The organism is Geodermatophilus sp. SYSU D00697 (genome assembly GCF_054050175.1).
In genome coordinates this window covers 1-19,064 of the sequence record NZ_JBJGYV010000019.1, presented here as the reverse complement: position 1 = coordinate 19,064, position 19,064 = coordinate 1, and the positions used below count along the sequence as shown (strand labels likewise).

The following is a 19,064-nucleotide window of genomic DNA, read 5'->3' as shown; positions in this document are numbered from 1 at the left end:
CTACGGCGCCGGGGTGACCAGGCCGCGGCTGCCGTCCACGGTGAGCTGTCGGCCGGTGGTGATGCGCGCGGTCGCGCCCGGGACGCCGACCACCGCCGGGATGCCGTACTCGCGGGCGACCACGGCCCCGTGCGAGTTGGCCCCGCCCATCTCCATGACCAGGCCGCCGGCGGTGAGGAACAGCGGCGTCCACCCGGGGTCGGTCGAGGGCGCGACGAGGATCTCGCCGGGCGCGAGGAACGCCCCCGTCGGGTCGAGCACGACCCGCGCCGGGCCGGTCGCCGTCCCCGCGGAGGCCGCGGTGCCGCGGAGCGCGCCGTCCGCCTCCGGCCCGGGCAGCGCCGCGGCCTCCGGCTCGCTGCCGTCGCTGAGCAGCACCCGCGGGACGTGCCGCCGGGCCGTCTCCCGCGCGAGGTCGTGGCGTCGCCGGACCACGAGGTCGCGCACGTCCCGGCCGTCGAGGGCGGCGGCGACCTCGCCCAGGTCGAGGAGGAACACGTCGTCGGCCCGGGCGAGGACGCCGGCGGCCGCGAGGTCCGCACCGATTCCCCGCAGCTGCGTCCGCGCCCGGCCGAGCACCAGCACGATGTCGTACTTCGGCAGCTCGCGGAGCCCGGCGAGCTGCCGCGCCCGGTCCAGGGCGAGGCCGACGACCCGGCCGCGGAGGGCACCGCGGCGCCGGGCCCTCGCGGTGAGCGTGGCGACCATGGCCTCGGCCTCCGCGGCGCTGCGGGCGAACACCGCGTCGGGGGCCGCGGTGGGGTCCTCCAGCCGCAGGTAGTTGGCGAGGACGCCGAGGACGTGGGTGGGGTCCTCGCCCCAGCGCGGCACGCCCAGGTCGATCTCGGCCACGGCTCGGGACCCGTAGCGGTCGAGGAAGCCGCGCAGCCCCCGGTCGAGGACCTCGGGCAGGGTGCCCTCGCGGGAGCGCTCGGCCAGCACCGCCGCCGGCGTCCGCCGGAGCACCTCGGCGGCCTCGCCGTCGCCGCGGACCGCCGTCGCCAGCTGCCACAGGGCGAGGTCCATCTCGGTCGTCACGTTGTGCGGCAGGCCCCGCAGGACCGTGGCGAGGTCGCCGGGGCGGGCGTCGGGGCCGAGCAGCCGCCCCGCCAGGGCGAGGCCCGTGAAGCCGGTGGCCGCCGGCGGGGCGATCCGCGGCGCCACGGAGGGAGCGACGTCCAGCAGCAGGCGGACGACGGCGTCCAGCCGCTGCCGGGCGGGTGCGCCCTCGCCCGGCAGCGGGCGCTCCCGCAGCCGGGTGCCCAGGCGGTCGACCCGCCGGCGCGCGGCCGACGGGCGCACGACCGCCTGGCCGACCTGGAGCGGGATGCCGTACCGCGCCGCGATCCACGCCAGCCGGCGGACCACCGGACCCCACCCGGAGACCACCGACAGCCGCGGGTCGTCGAGCAGGCCGCGGAGCACCGTGGCCGACCGTGCCTCCATGACGTCGAGCACGCGGGGGAAGACCGCCCGCCCGGCGGTGTTGCGCAGGGCCACGCTGACGTCGAGGAACAGCCGCCCGGCGGCGTCGCGGACCCGTGGCGGGCCGGCGACCGGGTCCGCCGGCGGGTGGCCGTACAGGCGGGCGACGGAGGAGGCGACCACGCGCATGGCCGACAGGCCCATCGGGGTCAGCGGCCGGGTCAGCCCCTGCGCGAGGCTGAAGCAGAACCACACCCGCAGGGGGCCGTCGGCCGGACCCGCGTCGGGGACCGGGAACAGCGTGGTGATCGGGCGGGCCTGGGTGAGCCACAGCGTGCCCGCCGCGTCGATCGCCCACTCGGTGTCCTGCGGCCGGCCGAAGTGCTCCTGGACGCGGCCGCCGAGCCGGACCAGGGCCCGCAGCTGCTCGTCGTCGAGGCTCGCCGCGGTCGACGCCTCGCGCTCGACGGTCTCCGTGCCGCCACCCGCCCGCGGGCGGACGACGAGGCGCTTGGCCCCCAGCCGCCGCTCGAGGACGCTCCCGGTGGCGCTGTCGAGCACGAAGTGGTCGGGGTCGACCGCGCCGCTGACCACGGCCTCCCCGAGGCCCGGGCTCGCGTCGACCACGGTGTGCCCGCGGTGGCCGGTCACCGGATCGGCGGTGAACAGCACCCCGGCCACCGCGGCGTCGACCATCCGCTGCACCACGACCGCCAGCCGCACCCCGGCGGGGTCCATCCCGTTGCGCAGCCGGTAGACCACCGCCCGGTCGGTGAACAGCGACGCCCAGCAGCGGTGGACGGCGTCGAGCACGGCCTCTGTCCCGACGACACCCAGGAAGGTGTCCTGCTGGCCGGCGGCGCTGGCGGAGGGGAGGTCCTCCGCGGTGGCCGACGACCGGACGGCCACCGGGTCGGACCCGCCGAGGTCCCGGAGCGCGGCGGTGACCGCCTCGGCCACCGGCGGGGGCATCGGCGTGGCCAGGACGCGCTCCCGGGCCTCGCGGGCCAGGCGTGCGGCGGTGGCCTGGTCGTCGGGCGGGCAGGCGGCCAGCTGCGCGACGACGTCGGCGAGGTCGGCCGCGGCGGCGACGTCGTCGTAGGCCCGGGTGGTCACGCAGAAGCCGTCGGGCACCGGCAACCCCGCGTGGAGGAGCTCGCCGAGGTTGGCGGCCTTGCCCCCGGCCAGGGCCAGGGACGAGGCGTCGAGGTCCCGCAGCCGCACGACGGTCGGCGAGCCGGTGGCCGGGGTGCCGGTCCGCTGCGGTGCTGCACCCATCGCGACGTCTCCCGCCGTCCGCGCCGGTGGAGGAGGGTGCGGACGCTACTCCCGATCCGGTCGCACCGGGCAGGATCGCCCCGACGTCCGGGCGAGGAGGCGAGGAGGCACGGTGGAGGACGGGGTCGCGGTCGTGACGGGCGCGGGGAGCGGCATCGGGGCGGCCACGGCCCTGGCCCTCGCCGACGCGGGCTGGCAGGTGGTCCTCGCCGGGCGGCGGCCCGAGCCGCTGCGGGCGGTCGCCGACCGGGGGCCGGCCGGGCGGATGCACCCGGTGCCCACGGACGTCACCGAGGAGGCGTCCGTGCGCGCGCTGTTCGACGCGGCCGTCGCCGGCTCCGGGCGCGTGGACCTGCTCGTGAACAACGCCGGCCGGTCCGCGCCGGAGGCCGAGGTCGGCGACCTCCCGCTCGACGTGTGGCAGGCGGTCGTGGCGGTGAACCTCACCGGGACCTTCCTGTGCACCCGCGAGGCCTTCCACGTCATGCGGGACCAGCGACCGCAGGGCGGCCGGATCATCAACAACGGCTCGATCTCCGCGCAGGTGCCGCGGCCGATGTCGGCGGCCTACACGGCCACGAAGCACGCGGTCACCGGCCTGACGAGGTCGACGTCCCTGGACGGCCGGCCGTACCGCATCGCCTGCGGCCAGATCGACGTGGGCAACGCCGCGACGGAGATGACCGAGCGCATGGCGACCGGGGTGCGGCAGGCCGACGGCAGCGTCCGGCCCGAGCCGCGGATGGCGGTGGAGGACGTCGCCCGCGCCGTCGTCTACATGGCCGGTCTGCCGCTGGACGCCAACGTCGCGAACCTGACCGTGCTGGCCACCGCGATGCCCTACGTCGGACGGGGATAGGGCTCCCCCGGGCGGCGCGGGCGCAGTACGGTCCGCGCACTCCCGAGGAGGCGGAATGACCGATCCGTTGTGGCGCAGGGGTGCGGGCGAGCTGGCGGGGATGATCCGCGCCGGCGAGGTCTCGTCGGTGGAGGTGGTCGAGGCGCACCTGGCGCGCATCGACGCCGTCAACCCCGAGCTGAACGCCGTCGTCGTGGTGCTGGCCGACGAGGCGCTGGCGGCGGCCAAGGTCGCCGACGAGCGGCTCGGCAGCGGCGGCGAGGTGGGGCCGCTGCACGGCGTGCCGGTCACGGTCAAGGAGAACATCGACGTCGCGGGGACGCCGACCACCAACGGCGTCGTCGCCCTCGGCGAGGCGATCCCGGCGGCGGACGCCCCGCTGGTCGAGCGGCTGCGCGCGGCCGGGGCGATCATCGTCGGGCGCACCAACCTGCCGGACATGGGGCTGCGGATCTCGACCGACTGCAGTCTGCGCGGCCTGACCCGCAACCCGTGGCACCGCGACCTCACCGCGGGCGGCTCGTCGGGCGGTGAGGCCTCGGCGCTCGCCGCGGGCATGTCACCGCTGGGCGCCGGCAACGACATCGGCGGGTCGCTGCGCAACCCCGCCCACTGCTGCGGCGTCTCCTCGCTCAAGCCCACCAGCGGCCGGGTCCCGCACGCCACCGTGCTGCCACCCGAGGACGGGCCGCTGTCGTTCCAGCTGATGGCGGTCAACGGCCCGATGGCGCGTGACGTCGCCGACGTGCGGCTGGGGCTGGGGGTCATGAACGGCCCGGACCGGCGCGACCCGGCGTCCGTGCCGGCGCCGCTGACCTTCCCCGACTCCGGGGGCCCGGTGCGCGTGGCGGTGGTTCCCGAGCCGCCCGGGGGCAGCACCGACGCGGCCGTGGCCGCGGTGGTCCGGCAGGCGGGTGCACACCTCGCGGCGGCCGGCTACGAGGTCGAGGAGGTGACGCCGCCGGACTACGAGGCCGCGATCGAGCTGTGGCACGCGTGGCTGTTCACCGACCTGCGGACGATGCAGCCGGTGCTGGCCGAGCTGATGGGCCCGGTCGCCCGGCGCTTCCTCGAGGTCGCCCTGGACAGCACCCCGCGGCTCGACCTGGACGCCTACGTCGGGTCCTTCGTCCGCCGCCGGCAGGTCGCGCGGGCGTGGCTGGAGTTCTTCGAGCGCTACCCGGTGGTGCTGTCGCCGGTCTGGTCGCAGCCGGCGTTCCCACACGGCTGGGACGCCGACCACGTGCCCGCCACCCTGGAGCTGCTGCGGCCGGTGATGCCGGCCAACCTGCTCGGCCTGCCCGCGGCGGCCACGCCCGGTGGCCTGGCCGACGGGATGCCGGTCGGGGTCCAGTGCATGGCCGCACCGTTCCGCGACGACCGCGCCCTCGACGCCGCCGCGGCCATCCAGGCGGCGGTCGGCGTCCTGGGCCCGGTGGACCCCTTCGTCAACGGCTGAGGCGCGGCTCAGCCGGTCGGGCCGTCGTCGACCGGGCAGTCGCCGGGCGGTGCCGGCACGCCCGGCAGGACGGCGAGCAGGGCGGGTACGCCGTCGGTGCCGACGACGAGGGTGATGCCGTCGACCGCAGCGGGCTCGACCGCCACGTGGAGCACGTCGGCCATCTGCTGCGCCCCGGCGCTCTGGCCGTCGGCGTACTGGACGGCCGAGGAGGGCCGCCCGGGGCTCTCTGTGACGGTGCCGACGACGAGGCCGGCGGCGGCGAGCGCGGCGGCGACCTCGTCGGCGACGCCGGTGCCCGAGGCGTCCACGACGTCCACCGGAGCGGGGGCGGTGCAGTCGGTCGCCGGCGTCTCGGGAGCCTGCTCCTCGGCCGGCGGTGGCTCCGGCACCGGGAGCGCCGGTGGTGGCTCCGGGACCGGTGTCTCGGGGGCCGGCTGCGGTTCGGGAGTCGGGGGTGGTTCGGGGCCGGGCTGCGGATCCGGAGCCGGTGTCGTCGGCTCCGTGTCGGCCGCTGAGGTCGAGGGCTCGTCCGCCGGCGTCTCCGGCGCCGGGGTCGAGGGCTCGCTCGGCGGCGCCTCCGGCGACGGCGCGGTGTCGGCCGTCGAGGTCGAGGGCTCGTCGACCGTCGAGGTCGAGGGCTCGCCGGCCGGGGTCTCGGGAGCCGGAGTCGAGGACGCCTCCGACGGGGTCTCCGGAGCCTGAGTCGAGGGCTCGTCCTGCGGCGGCTCGCCCGGCGGCGCCTCCTCCGGCGCGTCCGCGTCGGGACTCGGCGTCGACGGCTCGTCCACCGGCGTCTCCGGAGCGGGGGCCGACGGCGCCTCCTCCGACGGCCCACTCGGCGGCGCCTCCCCCGGCGCCTCCGTGTCGGGACCGGTCGTCGGTGCCTGCGGCAGCTGGTCCGGCGGTGCGGTCGGCGGATCCGCGGGCGGTGCCCCGTCCGGCGCCGTCTGCTCGGACTGGCCCGTCGTCCCGGGGGCATCCGGCCCGGCGTCCGCGGGCGGGACCGCCGGCGGCGCCGCCAGGACGGACACGTCGGTCGGTTCGGCCGGCGGCGGGGCACTCTCCGGCGGTGCGGCGGGGGGCTCGGCCGGCGGGTCGACGGCGGGGGGCTCGGCCGGCGGGTCGACAGCCGGAGGCGGGCCCGGGTGCGCGGGCTCGACCGTCGGTGCGGGGTCCGGTACCGGCACCGGCACCCTCGGCACCGGCGTCCCGGCGTAGGCGGCGGCGAGTGCGAGGACGGTCGCCACGTAGCTGTTCGAGTGGTTGTAGGCGAACACCGCCCGCGCCTTGCCGGCGGGACCGGAGAGGTCCCCGCCCGCGGCGCAGAGGTAGCGGGCCGTCGCGGCGGCGGCGTCGTGGATGTCGAACGGGTCGCGCCGGCCGTCCCCGTCCCCGTCACTCGCGAAGCGGGCCCACGACGACGGGATGAACTGCATCGGCCCGACGGCGCGGTCGAACTGCGCGTCGCCGTCCAGCCGTCCCCCGTCGGTGTCCAGGACCACCGCCATGCCCGGGCCGCCGGACAGCCGTAGGCCGAGGACCGGCGGCGTCGAGCGGCCGTCGGTGTGGAGGACGGCGCCGGCGAAGCGGCCGTGGTTGGACTCGACCCGGCCGATGGCCGCCACCAGTGACCAGTGCACCTGGCAACCGGCAGGGGCGGCCGCGGCCGCCGCCGTGTAGGCGTCCAGTGCTGTGACCGGGACCCCGGCGGCCGCCAGCCCGGACGCGGGGCCGGTCGCCGCCGGCCCGGTCGCCGCCTGCCGCGGTGGAGGTGCCGCGTCGCCGGCCGGCGCGGGCGCAGGCGGCGCCGGGGGCGGGGCGGGAGCCGGCGGCGGCGCCGGGACGGGAGCCGGGCGGGGGACGGCGGGGGACGACGCGGAGGCGCTGGGAGCACCCAGCAGCTGTGTGCGCGCGACCAGCGACGAGGGATCCGACCGCGGCGCGGGAGTGGGCTGCGGGTGCGCCGTGGGGGTCGCGACGAGCGCAACGGTGACGACCGCCGCGGCGCTCCCCCACCGGAACCGGCGCGCTCGCCGGGCGTTCACCCCGCCGCTCCCGCGAGACGGCCGCGAGGCAGCTCCCTCGGCCGCATCGGCTCACCGCTCCCGGCGCGGCGGGCCGGAGGATCTGGGCGGGCTGGGGATCCCGGTCACGGCGCCTCCTCGGCCACGGGTCCGTCCTCGACCGACCACCAGCTCGTCCTGCCGAGTGTCACCCAACCCTGCCCGGGTCCGCACCCGTAGGGCAGAACGTCCCCGGACCGGAACTCGCCGGACCGCCCGGCCGGCTGCTCAGGGCCGCCACTCCGGGCGGTAGTCGTGGTGCTGCGCGTAGGGCATCGCCAGCAGGGCCAGGGTGAGCGCGGCGAGCTGGTGCTGGTCGGTCGGCGTGAGCGGGAAGTCGGCCAGCCCCGGGGGACGGGACCCGAGGAAGTGCAGGTCCGGCCGCGACTCCCGGCAGGCGAGCACGAGCCGCCGGCGCGCCGCGCACTCGGCGAGCACCCGTGCCGGATCGAACCGGGCGACGTGCTCGCCTGCGCCCTGCGGCGACCCCGCGGCGTCCCCGTCGTCCCACTCCTCGCGGCCGCTGGCTGCGGCGGCCTCCGCCGCGATCCGCTTGTCCTCGGCGATCCGGGCGAGCACGAACTCGTCCAGGTTCGGCTCCCGGTCCGGCTCCAGACCCGACTCCGCGTCCACGGTCGCCATCCTCCCGCCGACCGGGGACGCCCGCCGTCCTCAGAGCGAGACAGTTCCCTGCTCGGGTGCGCGGCGCGGTCACCTCGTCGGCCCACCCCCGCCCAGCGCGCCTGGGTGACCACCCGCGACCGCACCTGCGCCCATCCCGGCTGCGCCCATCGGGCCGGCTGGGCCGAGCTGGACCACCTGCTCCGGCACGCCCGCGGCGGCCAGACCAGCTGCGCGGACCTGTGCTGCCTGTGCCGGCGCCACCACCGGCTCAAGACCCACGCCCGCGGCTGGACCCACGCCCTCACCGCCGACGGCACCCTGACCGTCACCACCCCCAGCGGCATCACCCGGACCGGCCGGCCCCCCGGCCTGCGACCGGCCCTGCCCCTCACCGGCTCCCGCGTGCTCGCCGGACCCCCACCGAAACCGCCGCAACCACCCCCGGCACCCGACCCCCCACCCTTCTGACCCGACCCCCACCTGCGGCGACGGCACGTGCCCGCCGTGGGTGCGGGCTCGGCCGCAGTGAGGTCAGGGGCCGGCGGCTCCAGCGTCACGGCGACCAGCGACCGGCGACCGGCGACCGGCGACACGGCGACCGACGGCCGCATGCGTCCGGGATCCCGGGGTCACCGCCCACCGCCAACGCCTGGCGCGGGCTGTGGGGTCTGTCGGGCAACGATCAGCCGACCAGCGACTCCAGCGTCACGGCGGCCAGCAGCCGCGCCCACCACGGACGCCGGGTCGGTGGCGGAGCGGGGTTCGCACGGCGCCACAGGCGGCGGGCCGGGCGAACCGCCATGGCCCCGCCCTTCATGCTCACCCAGCCGCCCGGCCCCATGGCGACCAGCGCCTTGGCGCCACTCGGCCGGGTCGCCAGGCGCCGGGCGACCAGGACACCGCCGACCACGACCTCGGCCGTCGTCAGCACGCGGGTGAGGTCGACCGCCGGACGCCAGCGCACGCGGCCGTCGCGGATGACGAACGCGCCCAGCGGCCGGGCCCCGGCCATCTCGGCGTCGAAGCCGCCATCACCGGCCGCGCCGGCGTCGCGGCGGGTCGCGGTGTGCGCACGGGAGGCGGTCGCCGTGATGACCGTGACGCCGTCCCGCTCGTAGGGCGGGGCGAAGCCGACCACCTCGCCCTGCCGGGCAGCTGGCTCGAACGGGTCAACGGTGCGCAGACGGTCCACGGGCGGCCTCCGGTGTGCTCGGTGACGGGCCGGCCCAGCCTGACAGCGGCGGACCGCCCGAGGCACCGGGTCGGAGGTCCCGGGGTCACCCGCCGGACGACCCGTCCCCGCGGCGGCACGGGTCACCGGCGGACGGCGGTTCCCAGCACCTGCGGAGCCGTGGGCATGGGGACACGTGAGTCCGGGAAGCGGAAGCGTTCCACCCGCTCGACCGTGAACCCGGCGGCCTCGATGGCCGCGAGGGTGTCCCGGCCCGCGTGGCACCCGCCGCCGATGCGGGGCCAGATCGTCCGGTCGAGCGCACCCTGCACCCGGGCGAGGGCGCCGCCGTCGGCCCGGACGTGCTCCCAGAAGTGCAACCGCCCGCCGGGCCGGAGGACCCGGTGGATCTCCCGCAAGGCACCGGCCTGGTCGGGGACGCTGCACAACACCAGCGAGACGACGGCCGCGTCGAACGACCCGTCGGGGGCCGGGAGACGGTCCGCCACGCCGTCGACCACCGTCACGGGCACGCGGGCGTGCCGCGCGGCCTCCTCCGCCCGGGCACGGAGGTGGGCCTCGGGCTCCACGGCCAGGACCCCGTTCACGGCCGGTGGGCAGTGCGGGAGGTTCGCCCCCGTGCCCGCGCCCACCTCCACGACGCGGCCCGAGATGCCCTCGAGCAACCGATCCCGGAGCTCGTCGGCCCCGGCGCGCTCCATCGCCGGTGCCAGCCAGGCGTACACGCGGGCGAAGACCGGGTGGTGCACCGTCATCCGACCCTCCCGCGGACCGTGCCGACGGACCACTCCTCGGCGGACGGCCGCGGTGCCGGGTCCACCCCCCTCAGGCGAGCCCCCGGAGCATCAGGTTCCAGTACATGAAGGGCAGGCCGTAGCGCTTGAGCAGCCACATGTCGTGACGCTCGTGCGTGGTGTCGATGAGCGGGATCGTCGGGTGCGGCTGCATCGAGTAGTCGAACTCGCACAGCAGCATCCTGTCCCGCGCCGTGGTGATCGGACAGGACGCGTAGCCGTCGTACCGCGCGGTCGGCTCGCGCCCCTCCCGCACGGCCAGCAGGTTCTCCACGACCACGGGTGCCTGCTTGCGGATCGCCGCCCCGGTCTTCGAGTTCGGCGACGACCCGGCGTCGCCGAGGGCGAACACGTCGGGGAACCGCGCGTGCCGCATCGTCGCCTTGTCGATCTCCACGTAGCCGTTCGGGTTGGCCGGGTCGGCCAGCGGCGTCGCCTTGAGCCAGTCGGGTGCCGACTGCGGCGGGACGACGTGCAGGAAGTCGTAGCCGATGGCCTCCTTGGTGCCGGCCACGTGGTCGGTCACGATCGCCGAGCGGCCCTCGCCGTCGATCTCGGTGACCTCGCTGTTGAGGTGGACCTCGATCCCGTACCGGGCGACCACCCGTTCGAGCTCGCGGGAGAACACCTCCACGCCGAACATCGCCGGCGTCGGCAGCACGAGGACGACCCGGATGTCGCCCAGCACGCCCTCCCGACGCCAGAAGTCCGCCGCCAGGTAGGCGATCTTCTGCGGCGCACCGGCACACTTGATCGGTCCGGCCGGCATCGCGAAGACCGCGGTGCCGCTGCGCATCGAACGGATCCGCGACCAGGTCTTGGGCGCCAGTCCGTAGGTGTAGTTGCTCGACACCATGGGCGTGTCCAGGGCCTCGGTCATGCCGGGGACCCGTCCCCAGTCCAGCTGGATGCCGGGGGCCACCACCAGCTGCTCGTAGGTGACGTGCCGGCCCGACCGCAGGGTGACCCGCCGGTTGCCGGGGTCGACGTCGGCTGCGGCGTCCCGGATCCAGTCCACGCCCCTGGGCATGACGCTCGACTCGGGGCGGGCGCTCGCGGCGAGGGGCGCTCGGCCGCCCCCGACGAGGGTCCACAGCGGCTGGTAGTGGTGCGTGGCCGACGGCTCGACCACACCGACGTCGTCCTGGCCGGCCCGCCGCAGGCGGGCGGCCACGGTGATGCCGGCGGTCCCGCCGCCGACGACGAGGACGCCGTGGTGGGCATCGGTGGGGGGCATGGGATCGGCTCCTCTCGTGGGGGTGGGGCTCAGACCGGCTGTCGGGTGGCCGCGGACCAGGCGGTGAACCCGCCGAGCAGGTCGGAGACGTCGGCGAACCCGTTGGCGCGCAGCAGCGAGGCGGCGACGCTGGACCGGTATCCGCCTGCGCAGTGGACGACGACGGGCCGGTCGCGCGGGATCTCGTCCAGCCGGTGCGGCAGCTGGGCGAGCGGGACGTGCAGGGCGCCGGGGACGGTGCCGGTGATCAGCTCCCCGGCGTTGCGGACGTCCACCACGACCGGGGGCTCCGCCCGGCCCAGCGCCTCGTCGAGCTGCGGCACGGTCAGCCGGCTGGCCTGCACCACCCGGTCGGGGACGGCGAGGAACGCGCCCTCGGGCTCGCGCAGGTAGCCGGCGACCCGGTCGAAGCCGATGCGGGCCAGCCGGACGACCACCTCCTCCTCGCGGTCCTGCGGCGCGACCACGACGACCTCCTGGTCGGGACGGACGACCATGCCGGCGGTCTCGGCGAACCGGCCGTCGGCGGGGACGTTCAGCGACCCGGCGAGGTGCCCGGCGGCGAACTCCTGCGGGTCCCGGGCGTCGAGGACGACCGCCCCGGCCGCCTGGCGGGCGAGTACCTGCGCCACGTCCAGCGGCACCGGCGCGGCGGCGGCGTCGAACACCGGGTGCCGGCGGCGGTTGAGCACGGCGTCGTAGACGAAGTAGTCCGGCGCCGACGGCTGGCCCGCGGTGACCATCGCCAGGAACTCGTCCTCGGTCATCGGCTGGCAGGCGTAGTTGGTCTCCCGCTGCTCCCCGATCGTCGACTGCCGCTCGGTGGAGAGGTTCTTGCCGCACGCCGAGCCGGCGCCGTGGGCCGGGAACACCCGCACGGAGTCCGGCAGGCTCATGAGCCGGCGCACCGAGCGGTGCAGCATCCGGCCGAGCTCGTCGGCGCTCACGCCGATCGAGGCGAGCAGGTCCGGACGGCCGACGTCGCCGATGAACAGCGCGTCACCGGTCAGCACCCCGTAGGGCACCTCGTCCCCGGCGTGCTCGAACACCAGCACGCTGATCGACTCCGGGGTGTGCCCCGGTGTCTCCATGACCTGCAGGGTCACGTCCCCGAGGGAGATCCGCTCGCCGTCGGCCAGCCGCCGGATCGGGAAGTCCGCCTCGGCCCGCTGCCCGAAGCCGATCCACGCCCCGGTGGCCTCCGCCAGCTCCAGGTGGCCGGCGAGGAAGTCCGCGTGGAAGTGGGTGTCGATGACGCCGACGATCGTCAGCCCGTGTGCCCGCGCGTCCGCGAGGTACTCGGCGACGTCGCGCCGCGGGTCGACGACGACCGCCTGCCCGGTCATCTCGTCCGCGACCAGGTACGAGGCCTGCGACAGGCAGTCGAGGTAGTACTGGGTGAAGAACACGGGGACCCTCCTCCGGCCGCTGCCGATACACCAGAGGAAACCCGTGGGGGTATCCGCACCGGCCGGGCCGGAGGTCCTGACTTGCGGTGCCGGGAGTCCCGGCCCGGCTCAGCCCAGCGCCAGCACGCGGACCAGCAGCCGGGCGGCGTCGCCCCCGTCGGCCAGGGCGACGTCCAGGGCGGCGGGGACGTCGAGGTCGTCGAGCAGCCGGTCGGTGACCGCACCGGCGGCGGACGGCGAGGACGACGGCCGCCCGGCGGCCGAGTACAGCGCGTCGAGCCGCTCCGCGGCCCGCTCCACCAGCTCCGGCCGGTACTCCCACGGCTGCGACCACGGCCGGTCGAGCACCAGCAGGCGCAGCGCCGGGCCGCTGGCGACCCGCAGCAGGTCGGCGACGAGGGTGAGGTTGCCCGTGGACTTGGCCATCTTGGCGCCGTCCTGGGCGACCGCCCCGACGTGCACCTGCGCCCGCGCGAACGGTCCGACGCCCGACGCCGCCTCGGCCATGGCCGTCTGGTAGCCGTGGTGCGGGAACGCGAGGTCCGCGCCGCCGACGAGGACGTCGACCCCGTGCCCGAGGGTGGCCGTCGCCATGGCCGCGCACTCGGCGTGCCAGCCCGGCCGCCCCCAGCCCCACGGGCTGGGCCACGCGGGGTCCCGGTCCCCGGAGGGACGCCACACCGGCACGTCGAACGGGTCGTCGCGGAGCGGGTCGTCGGGACCGTCGCCGAACTCCGCCGCCAGCTGCCGGGCCCGTCCGGCGTCCAGCCCGGAGCGGGCGACGACGTCCCCGGCGCGGAAGTAGACGTGCCCCTCGCGTACGTAGGCCCGGTCGTTCCGCAGCAGCGCCGCGGCCAGCTGCTGCACGTGCGAGACGTGGTGCCGGGCGCGCGGCGCGGCCGTCGGCGGCCGGACGCCGAGGGCGCGCATGTCCTGCTCGAAGGCGAACTCCTGGCTGAGCGCGAACTCGTCGTAGTGGCGGCCGCGGGCGTCGGCGGCCCGGGTCAGGACGTCGTCGACGTCGGTCACGTTGCGGCTGGTGCGCACCTCGGCGCCGGCCAGCCGCAGCACCGCCCCCAGGACGTCGGCCCACACGAACGTCGCCGCGTGCCCGAGGTGCGTGACGTCGTAGGGGGTGATGCCGCAGACGTAGACGCGGGCGGGGCTCACGACCGGCAGCGGACGCCCGGCCAGCCGCAGGTCGCCGGTGCGCACGTCGATCGGCTCGCCGACGCGGCCGGCGGCGCCGACGACCCCGGAGGTGCTCAGAGGAGGCAGTGCCATGCCGCCATCCTGCCCGCCTGGCCTGGCCGGTTGCCGCCGGGCCGGACATCGTGCTTATCTCGATCTGTGTACTGGGGTTTGCGCTCGAGCCGCGACGCGTTCTGCGTCTGCCTGCTCGCGGTCACCCCGCTGACCGTCGACGACCGGCTGTGTCCGGCGGGCCGCCCCGCCCGCTGAGCGCCCGCTCGGTGGGCCCCGCCCCCCGCCCGCCGCACCCCGAGGACCTCCTGTGACCGACCGCGCCGCCCCGCCCGTCCTGCCCGTCCCCGCCCCGCCCGCACCCGCTGGGCCACCGCTCCCGCTGTGGCGCCGGGTGGTCGGCGCCGTGACCGCCGCGCACCGGGCGTCCGTGCCCTTCTGACCCTCCCGCGAGGACCTCGGTCCCGCGCCTCCCCCGCCTCGGGCCCTGGTGCCCGGCGGGTGCGTGTGGTGCGCTGCGGAACGGCAGCCCGCGACGGCCGCCGGACCTCGGGAGGACCGCCATGTCCGCCGCTGCGCACTCGTCCCGGCTCCCCGACGTCGGCCCGGATGAGGCCGCGGCCATGGTGCAGCGAGGCGAGGCCCTGCTGCTCGACGTCCGCGAACCCGCCGAGTGGGGGGCGGGGCACGCACCGGGCGCGGTCCACGTGCCGCTCGGCCTGCTCGACCCCTCGGCGGTGCCACCCGGCCGGACCGTCGTCGCCGTCTGCCGCTCCGGGAACCGCTCCGGCACCGCGGCGGACCGGCTCGGGGCGGCCGGGATCCCGGTGCACAACCTGGCCGGGGGCATGAAGGCCTGGGCGGCGGCCGGTCGGTCCGTGGTCACCGACGACGGGCAGCCGGGCACGGTCGCGTGAGCGTCGCCGCGGTCGGGCTCGGGCTGCTCATCGGGGTCGTGCTCGGCGCGCTGGGCGGCGGCGGAGCCGTCCTCACCGTGCCGGCGCTGGTCCACGTGCTCGGCCTGGACGCGCAGGCGGCGACGACCGCGAGCCTGTTCATCGTCGGCACCAGCGCGGTGGTCGCCGCCCTCGGGCACGCCCGCAGCGGCCGGGTCCGCTGGGGCGTCGGCGCGGGTTTCGGCGTGGCGGGGATCGCCGCCGGGTTCGCCGGCACGGCGCTGAACCAGCGGGTGGACCCGGACGTGCTCCTGCTCGCGTTCTCCGGGGTCGTCCTGCTGGCCGCCGCGGCGATGCTGGCGCAGACCCGGTCACCGGACCGGCGACCGGTACCGGTGGCCGGCCCCGCGGCGGACGCCGGCGCGCCCGCGCCGCCGACGGGACGCTCCCGCGTGGTCGCGGTGGTGGGCGTCGGGCTGGTCGTCGGGTTCCTGACCGGCTTCTTCGGCGTCGGGGGCGGGTTCGTCATCGTGCCGGCGCTGACCCTCGTGCTGCGGCTGCCGATGGGCCATGCGGTCGGGACCTCGCTGGTCGTCATCGCCGTCAACTCGGGCGCCGCCCTGGTGGCGCGGGCGGGGACGGCCCACTTCGACTGGGCGGTCATCGCGCCGTTCACCCTCGCCGCGGTCGCCGGCTCGCTGGTCGGCAAGCGGGTCGCCGACCGGCTGGACCCCTCCTCGCTCACCCGCGCGTTCGCCGTCCTGCTGGTCGTCGTCGCCCTCTACACCGGCGGGAGCGCGCTGGTCGGGCTGCTCGGCTGAGCCGGCCGCCGGCAGGGCTGGTCGTCCTGGGCGGGTCGGCGCTGTGCGACCGTTCTGCGCATGGTCGCCGTCCTCTCCATCCAGTCGCACGTCGCCTACGGGCACGTGGGCAACTCCTCGGCGGTGTTCCCGCTGCAGCGCCTCGGCATCGAGGTGTGGCCGGTGCACACGGTGCAGTTCTCCAACCACACCGGCTACGGCGAGTGGCGCGGGCGGGTCTTCGACGGCCCGGCCATCGAGGAGGTCGTGCAGGGCATCTCCGAGCGGGGCGTGCTCGGCAGCTGTGACGCGGTCCTCTCCGGGTACCTGGGCTCGGCCGACATCGGTCACGCGGTCGTGCAGACCGTCGCGCGGGTGCGGGCGGCCAACCCGCAGGCGGTGTACTGCTGCGACCCGGTGATCGGCGACGTCGGCCGCGGCGTGTTCGTCCGGCCCGGCATCCCGGAGTTCATGCGCGAGGTCGCGGTGCCCGCCGCCGACGTGGTCACGCCCAACCACTTCGAGCTCGACTCGCTGTCGGGCCGGACCACCCGGACGCTCGGCGAGGTCACTGACGCGGTCGCCGCCGTCCAGGCCCTGGGCCCCCGGGTGGTGCTGACGACGTCCCTGGTCACCGACGACACCCCGGCGGACTCGGTCGACCTGCTCGCCTCCGAGGGCGGCCGGCACTTCCGGGTCCGGACGCCGCGCCTCGACGTGTCGGTCAACGGCGCGGGCGACACGATCGCGGCGCTGTTCCTGGCCCACTGGCTGGCCAGCCGCGACGCCGGGACCGCCCTGGGCGCGGCCGCGGCGTCCGTGCACGGCCTGCTGGAGCAGACCGAGGACGCCGGGTCCCGGGAGATCCTGCTCGTCGCCGCGCAGGAGGAGTTCGTGGCACCCTCCCGCACGTTCGACGTCGTCGAGGTCTGAGCCCGGGAGCCGCCGTGGACGCCCAGCCCGTCCCCTGGCCGCCGGGAGCCCGGTCGGCGACCGTGCCCCTGGGCGGCGACCGCGTGCGGCTGCTGCACCTCGGCGGCCCCCCGGACGCGCCGGTCGTGCTCTGCGTGCACGGCCTGGGCGCCTCGGCGCTCACCTTCGGCCTGGTCGGCCCGCTCCTCGCCGCCGGCCAGCACCGGGTGCTGGCCGTGGACCTCCTCGGCCACGGCGCCTCGTCGGCCGGCGCCGACGCGGCCGCGGGCAACCGGCGGCTGATCGGCCGCGTCGTGGAGACGGTGGTCGGGGCGCCGGTGGTCCTCGTCGGTCAGTCGATGGGCGGGGTCCTGGCCATCCAGCACGCCGCGGGCGCCCCGGAGACGGTGCGGCGGCTGGTGCTCGTCGGCCCGCCGGTCCCCCGGCCCACCCGGCTGCCGGTGGACCCGGTCCTCGCCGCGCGCCGCGCGTTCCTCCGGCTGCCCCCGGTCGAGCGGGCGGTCGCGGCGAAGCTGCGCCGGATGACGCCCGAGGCGGCCGTCGGGGCGCAGATCCGGCAAGCCACGCCGCACGCCGACCGCATCCCGGCCGAGGTGGTGGCGGTGATGGTGGCCGAGACCCGCGAGCGGGCCGCCCAGCCAGACGCCGCCGCGGCGCAGCGGGCGCAGTGGCGGGCGATCACCGACACGATGGCGGTGCTGATGCGACCGCGCCGGTTCCGCGCGACGGTCGACGCCGTTGCCGCCCCCACGCTGTACCTGCAGGGCGAGGACGACCCGCTCGCCCCGGCGGCGTCCGCCCGGGCGCTCGCGGCGACCCGGCCGGACTGGCAGGTCCAGGTGCTCCCCGGGGTCGGCCACGTCCCCCACGTGGAGGACCCGCGGGGCACGGCCGACCGGGTCCTGCGGTGGCTGGCCGAGCCGGCCGCCCGGCAGGCGGGAGCCGCCGACCGCGCCTAGCGTGACCCGGTGCGACTGTTCCGTACCAAGCCGGTCGAGATGCTGGGGGACGACGAGTCCGAGCACGTCGGGCACCTGCGGCGGCACCTGAGCGCCCGGCACCTGGTCGGCTTCGGCATCGGCGTCGTGATCGGCACCGGCATCTTCACCCTCACCGGGGTCGAGGCCCGCGACACCGCGGGGCCGGCCGTGGTGGTCTCCTTCGCCCTCGCCGGCGTCGTCGCCCTGCTCGCCGCCCTCTGCTACGCGGAGCTGGCCGCCTCGGCGCCGACCGCCGGCAGCGCCTACTCCTACGCCTACGCCACCGCCGGCGAACTGGTCGCCTGGGTCATCGGCTGGGACCTGTTCCTAGAGTTCGCCCTCGGCGCGGCGGTGGTGGCGCGCGGCTGGTCGGGCTACGTGGGCAACCTGCTCGACCTCCCGCCGTCGCTGTTCGGCGAGGAGTCGACGGTCAACGTCGGGGCCGCGCTCATCGTCGTCGTCCTCACGGCCGTGGCGGCGCTGGGCATCCGGGAGTCCGCCCGCGTCACCGGCGCGCTGGTGGTCGTCAAGGTCGCCGTCTGCGTCTTCGTGATCGTCGCCGGGGCCTGGTTCGTCCGCGGCGCCAACCTCACCCCCTTCGTCCCCGCCGCCCAGCCGGCCGAGGAGTCCGGCGGCCTCGCCCGCCCGGTGATCCAGGCGATCGCCGGCATCGACCCGGTCGCGTTCGGCGTCGGCGGGGTGCTCACCGCCGCCGCGGTGGTCTTCTTCGCCTACACCGGCTTCGAGGCGGTGGCCAACATGTCGGAGGAGACCCGCCGGCCCGGCCGCGACCTGCCGCTGGGCCTGCTCGGCACCCTCGGGCTGTCGACGGCGCTCTACATCGGCGTCTCGCTGGTCGTCGTCGGCATGGTCCGGTACGACCGGCTCGACCGCGGCGCCCCCATCGCCGACGCCTTCGACCAGGTCGGCCTCGGGTGGGCGGCGGCGCTGATCGCGCTCGCCGCGGTCGCCGGGCTGACCTCGGTGATCCTGGTCGACCTGATCACGGTCAGCCGGATCGGCTTCGCCATGGGCCGCGACGGGCTGCTGCCGCCGGTCGTGGCTCGGGTCAGCCCGCGCACCGGGACGCCGGTCCGGGTCACCCTCACCTTCGCCGCCCTCGTCCTGGTCATGGCGACGTTCGTGCCGCTGGGCACGCTGGCCGACCTGGTCAGCATCGGCACCCTGTTCGCGTTCCTGCTGGTGTCCGTCGCGGTCGTCGTGCTGCGGTACACGCGCCCGGACATGGCCCGGCCCTTCCGGGTGCCGCTGTCCCCGGTGCTGCCCGCCGTCTCGGCGCTGGCCTGCCTGTACCTGATGCTCAACCTGAGCATCGAGACCTGGCTGCGCTTCCTCGCCTGGCTGGTCCTCGGCCTGCTCGTCTACGCCGGCTACGGCTACCGGCACTCGCGGATCGGTGCCCGCACCGGCGTCAGGGGATGAGGACGAGCTTGCCGTGGGTGTGCCCGGCGAGCCCCTCGCGGTGCGCCGCGGCGACGTCGTCCAGCGCGTAGGTGCCGGCGACGACGACCTCGAGCCGGCCGGTCCCGGCGAGCTCGGCCAGCTCGGTCCGGGCGGCGTCGCGCAGCGCGGTCCCCGGGTCGGCGCCCGGCCCGCTGCCCAGCACGCGCAGCCCCTCGGCCGCGCCGCGGGCGAAGGCGGCGATGGTGGCGATCCGCCGCCGGTCGGCCACCAGCTCCAGGGAGACGTCGACGGCCTCGTCGGTGCCGACGGTGTCCACCGCCGCGGTCACCCCGCCGGGCGCCAGCTCCCGGACGCGGTCGGCGAGCCCGGCGCCGTAGCGGACCGGGGGGGGGGGGGGGCGGGGGGCGCGGGCGGCGCGGTCCGGCGGCCGCGCGCCCACCACCCCGGCCCCCCGCCCCCCCCGCCCCCGGCCGCCCCCCACCCG

Annotated in this window: 17 protein-coding genes; 8 read left to right on the top strand and 9 right to left on the bottom strand. The window is 77.1% G+C overall.

All coding sequences use genetic code 11. The annotated features are described in order from the left end of the window. Complete coding sequence (locus tag ACI79C_RS16685; protein WP_456946788.1) at positions 1 to 2,703, bottom strand: PEP/pyruvate-binding domain-containing protein; 2,703 nt, start codon at positions 2,701 to 2,703, stop codon at positions 1 to 3. Positions 2,704 to 2,815: 112 nt separating this feature from the next. Here ACI79C_RS16685 and ACI79C_RS16680 point away from each other — a divergent pair, with 112 nt between their 5' ends. Both ACI79C_RS16680 and ACI79C_RS16675 read left to right on the top strand, forming a co-directional pair. Further along, positions 2,816 to 3,562 carry an SDR family oxidoreductase gene (locus tag ACI79C_RS16680; RefSeq protein ID WP_456946787.1) on the top strand — a complete coding sequence of 249 codons (747 nt, stop codon included), beginning with the start codon at positions 2,816 to 2,818 and terminating at the stop codon, positions 3,560 to 3,562. Positions 3,563 to 3,617: 55 nt separating this feature from the next. Further along, a complete protein-coding gene (locus ACI79C_RS16675; protein ID WP_456946786.1) occupies positions 3,618 to 5,021 on the top strand; it encodes an amidase in 1,404 nt (467 codons plus the stop codon). Positions 5,022 to 5,029: 8 nt separating this feature from the next. Here ACI79C_RS16675 and ACI79C_RS16670 read toward each other — a convergent pair whose 3' ends face one another. Then, positions 5,030 to 7,069, bottom strand: coding sequence for a lytic murein transglycosylase (locus ACI79C_RS16670; protein ID WP_456946785.1), 2,040 nt, complete (start codon positions 7,067 to 7,069; stop codon positions 5,030 to 5,032). 246 nt (positions 7,070 to 7,315) lie between these two features. Beyond that, a complete protein-coding gene (locus ACI79C_RS16665) occupies positions 7,316 to 7,729 on the bottom strand; it encodes a DUF6221 family protein (RefSeq protein WP_456946784.1) in 414 nt (137 codons plus the stop codon). Between the two features lie 105 nt (positions 7,730 to 7,834). Here ACI79C_RS16665 and ACI79C_RS16660 point away from each other — a divergent pair, with 105 nt between their 5' ends. Next, positions 7,835 to 8,179: an HNH endonuclease signature motif containing protein gene (locus tag ACI79C_RS16660; protein WP_456946783.1), complete on the top strand. Its 345-nt coding sequence runs from the start codon at positions 7,835 to 7,837 to the stop codon at positions 8,177 to 8,179. 214 nt (positions 8,180 to 8,393) lie between these two features. Here the strand turns inward: ACI79C_RS16660 and ACI79C_RS16655 are convergent, their stop codons facing one another. From ACI79C_RS16655 to ACI79C_RS16635, 5 genes are all read right to left on the bottom strand, one after another. Continuing rightward, complete coding sequence (locus ACI79C_RS16655) at positions 8,394 to 8,903, bottom strand: hypothetical protein (RefSeq protein ID WP_456946782.1); 510 nt, start codon at positions 8,901 to 8,903, stop codon at positions 8,394 to 8,396. A 122-nt stretch (positions 8,904 to 9,025) separates the two neighbouring features. Beyond that, positions 9,026 to 9,658: a class I SAM-dependent methyltransferase gene (locus tag ACI79C_RS16650; protein ID WP_456946781.1), complete on the bottom strand. Its 633-nt coding sequence runs from the start codon at positions 9,656 to 9,658 to the stop codon at positions 9,026 to 9,028. 70 nt (positions 9,659 to 9,728) lie between these two features. Beyond that, positions 9,729 to 10,934, bottom strand: coding sequence for an FAD-dependent oxidoreductase (locus ACI79C_RS16645; RefSeq protein WP_456946780.1), 1,206 nt, complete (start codon positions 10,932 to 10,934; stop codon positions 9,729 to 9,731). Positions 10,935 to 10,963: 29 nt separating this feature from the next. Then, positions 10,964 to 12,343 (bottom strand): rhodanese-like domain-containing protein, encoded by a 1,380-nt coding sequence (locus ACI79C_RS16640; protein ID WP_456946779.1) that lies wholly within the window; start codon positions 12,341 to 12,343, stop codon positions 10,964 to 10,966. A gap of 108 nt (positions 12,344 to 12,451) precedes the next feature. Further along, positions 12,452 to 13,627 (bottom strand): cysteine--tRNA ligase, encoded by a 1,176-nt coding sequence (locus ACI79C_RS16635; protein WP_456946778.1) that lies wholly within the window; start codon positions 13,625 to 13,627, stop codon positions 12,452 to 12,454. Between the two features lie 482 nt (positions 13,628 to 14,109). Between ACI79C_RS16635 and ACI79C_RS16630 the strand changes: the two genes are divergently transcribed. The 5 genes from ACI79C_RS16630 to ACI79C_RS16610 are packed head-to-tail and all read left to right on the top strand — an operon-like array spanning position 14,110 to position 18,598. After that, a complete protein-coding gene (locus ACI79C_RS16630) occupies positions 14,110 to 14,463 on the top strand; it encodes a rhodanese-like domain-containing protein (RefSeq protein WP_456946777.1) in 354 nt (117 codons plus the stop codon). Further along, positions 14,460 to 15,263, top strand: a complete 804-nt coding sequence (locus tag ACI79C_RS16625; protein WP_456946776.1) for a sulfite exporter TauE/SafE family protein — start codon at positions 14,460 to 14,462, stop codon at positions 15,261 to 15,263. Before ACI79C_RS16630 ends, ACI79C_RS16625 begins: the two co-directional genes overlap by 4 nt. Positions 15,264 to 15,323: 60 nt before the next feature. Next, a complete protein-coding gene (gene pdxY, locus ACI79C_RS16620; protein WP_456946775.1) occupies positions 15,324 to 16,175 on the top strand; it encodes a pyridoxal kinase PdxY in 852 nt (283 codons plus the stop codon). A gap of 14 nt (positions 16,176 to 16,189) precedes the next feature. Continuing rightward, positions 16,190 to 17,134, top strand: a complete 945-nt coding sequence (locus ACI79C_RS16615) for an alpha/beta fold hydrolase (protein ID WP_456946774.1) — start codon at positions 16,190 to 16,192, stop codon at positions 17,132 to 17,134. A gap of 9 nt (positions 17,135 to 17,143) precedes the next feature. Continuing rightward, positions 17,144 to 18,598, top strand: a complete 1,455-nt coding sequence (locus ACI79C_RS16610; protein ID WP_456946773.1) for an amino acid permease — start codon at positions 17,144 to 17,146, stop codon at positions 18,596 to 18,598. Here ACI79C_RS16610 and ACI79C_RS16605 read toward each other — a convergent pair. Continuing rightward, positions 18,588 to 19,064 (bottom strand): zinc-binding dehydrogenase (locus ACI79C_RS16605; RefSeq protein WP_456946772.1); only part of this gene is annotated, 477 nt, incomplete at its 5' end. The genes ACI79C_RS16610 and ACI79C_RS16605 overlap by 11 nt on opposite strands.